This window comes from Caldisericia bacterium (genome assembly GCA_021158845.1).
Classification (GTDB): Bacteria; Caldisericota; Caldisericia; order B22-G15; family B22-G15; genus B22-G15.
The window spans coordinates 1-2446 of sequence record JAGGSY010000145.1; the positions used below are offsets into that span (position 1 = coordinate 1).

The window sequence follows — 2446 nt, forward strand, 5'->3', positions numbered from 1 at the left end:
CCCAAACCTATGGTTGAAATAGGTGGTAAGCCTATTCTATGGCATATCATGAAGATTTACTCTGCTTTTGGTTTTAATGAATTTATAATATGTCTTGGTTATAAGGGTTATATGATTAAGGAATATTTTTCAAGTTATTTTTTACATCAATCAGATGTGACAATAGACATAAAGAGCAATAAAATTGAAGTTCATAATAATGTTTGTGAACCTTGGAAGGTGACATTAGTAGATACAGGTTTGCACACAATGACAGGCGGGAGAATTAAAAGGATAAAGAAATATATTGGGAATAGTACTTTTATGTTAACTTATGGAGATGGGGTAGGCAATATAGACTTAAAAGACCTTGTGGAATTTCATAAAAAGCACAGGAAATATGTTACCCTGACAGCTGTCCAGCCATCAGGGAGATTCGGAGCCTTAGAGATAAATCAGAAGAACGAAGTTACAAGTTTCCAAGAAAAGCCAAAAGGAGACAATGTTTGGGTCAATGGCGGTTTCTTTGTGTTAGAACCTAAAATTTTTGATTACATTGAAGGGGACGAGACTATGTGGGAGCGTGAACCTCTTGAAAATCTATCTAGAGATAAGCAGTTAGTAGCATATAAGCACAAAGGTTTTTGGATGTGTATGGATACTTTGAGAGATAAGAGAACATTGGAAGCATTATGGAATTCAGGTAATCCTCCTTGGAAAATTTGGAAGGACTAGAAAGAAAAAATGAATGTTCTTCTCACCGGAGCCACAGGTTTTTTGGGCGGTCATCTTTTGCCTGAACTAATAAAAAAGGGTTATAAAATTATTATCCTTAAGCGTTCCTTTTCTAATATATGGCGTATAGAAGACTATCTCCTGCAAGTAAAAAGCTATGACATTGATAAAATTGATATCAGGAGTGTGTTTCAAGCTAACAAAATAGATTTAATTATTCATTTGGCTACTGATTATGGAAAAAAAAATAACAATAATGTCATGGAAATGCTTGAACCAAATATTAGATTACCTTCAAAATTATTAGATTTAGGTGTAAAATATAAAATTAAGGCATTTATAAATACAGATACTTCAACAAACAACCTATACAGCTTATACTCTGCTACTAAAAAAGGCTTCTTAGAAATAGCAAAGTTTTTTGCTGCAAATTATGAAATAAAATTCATTAATATGGCTTTAGAATATATGTATGGTGAAAGAGACGATAATACCAAAGGTGAGCAAAAAAGAGATTTTATTTATGTAAAGGATGTAGTTCACGTATATCTTAAAGTCCTGAATAAACTAGCATCTTTCAACGAAACCTTTTTAGAGTTTAACATAGGTGTAGGACAAAGTATATCTTTAAAAGCACTTATAAACAAGATAGAAAAAATAGCTGGGAAGAAAGCAAATATAAAATGGGGCGCTATACCTTACAGGAAAAATGAAATTTTTGACTCTAAAGCTGATATTGGCCGAGCCAAGAAGCTGTTAAATTGGGAACCAAAAACATCATTAGAAGATGGATTGTGCAATACAGTAAATTGGTACAAAGAGAAAATATTAAATGAATGATTTCCAAGGCATTTACAAGAATAAAAAAGTTCTTGTAACCGGCCATACCGGTTTTAAAGGTGGATGGTTATCTGTGTGGCTTAAAGAACTTGGAGCAGAGATTATTGGGTATTCATTGGAGCCGCCTACCAAACCGAGTTTTTTCGAAGCCACAAACTTAAAAGACAAAATAATTCATATTATTGGTGATGTGAGAGACGAGAAGCATTTGTTTTCTGTGTTTGAAAAATATCAACCTGAGTTTGTATTTCATTTAGCTGCTCAGCCATTGGTGAGATTTTCTTACAAAGAACCAAGGCTTACTTATGAAACAAATATTATGGGGACAGTCAATGTCTTGGAAGCCGTAAGAAGAACAAAAAGCGTGAGGGTTTGTGTTATTGTGACAAGTGATAAGTGTTACGAAAACAGAGAGTGGGTTTACGGTTATAGAGAAAACGATCCAATGGGTGGATATGATCCTTACAGTTCAAGTAAGGGATGCGCAGAACTTATAACTTCTGCTTATAGAAAGTCATTTTTTAATCCAAAAGAATATAGTAAAACCCACAATGTAGTTTTAGCTTCCGTAAGAGCTGGAAATGTCATTGGGGGGGGTGATTGGAGAGAAGATAGACTCATCCCCGATTGCGTTAAGTCTCTATCTCAAAACAAGACTATTCTAATTCGTAATCCAGATGCAATCCGTCCCTGGCAGCACGTATTAGAACCTTTAAGTGGATATCTCTTGCTCGGCTCAAAGATGTATCAGAATGGAGTAAAATTTGCTGGAGCCTGGAATTTTGGCCCAAATGATAGTGATATTCTTACCGTTAAGCAATTAGTTAACCTTGTCATTAAACAATGGGGGGATGGTGCTTATACAATAGATACTTCAAGCTATCCTCATGAA

The 2446-nt window shown here is 34.5% G+C and carries 3 protein-coding genes; all 3 read left to right on the forward strand.

What is annotated here, in order from left to right; translation table 11 throughout:
- On the forward strand, nt 1–714 hold a 714-nt coding region (gene rfbF / locus J7J33_05180; GenBank protein MCD6168669.1), incomplete at its 5' end, for a glucose-1-phosphate cytidylyltransferase.
- Between the two features lie 9 nt (nt 715–723).
- Nucleotides 724–1554, forward strand: coding sequence for an NAD-dependent epimerase/dehydratase family protein (locus tag J7J33_05185; GenBank protein ID MCD6168670.1), 831 nt, complete (start codon nt 724–726; stop codon nt 1552–1554).
- Nucleotides 1547–2446, forward strand: a 900-nt coding sequence (rfbG, locus tag J7J33_05190) for a CDP-glucose 4,6-dehydratase (GenBank protein MCD6168671.1), incomplete at its 3' end; no start/stop codon positions are given. The genes J7J33_05185 and rfbG, both read left to right, overlap by 8 nt.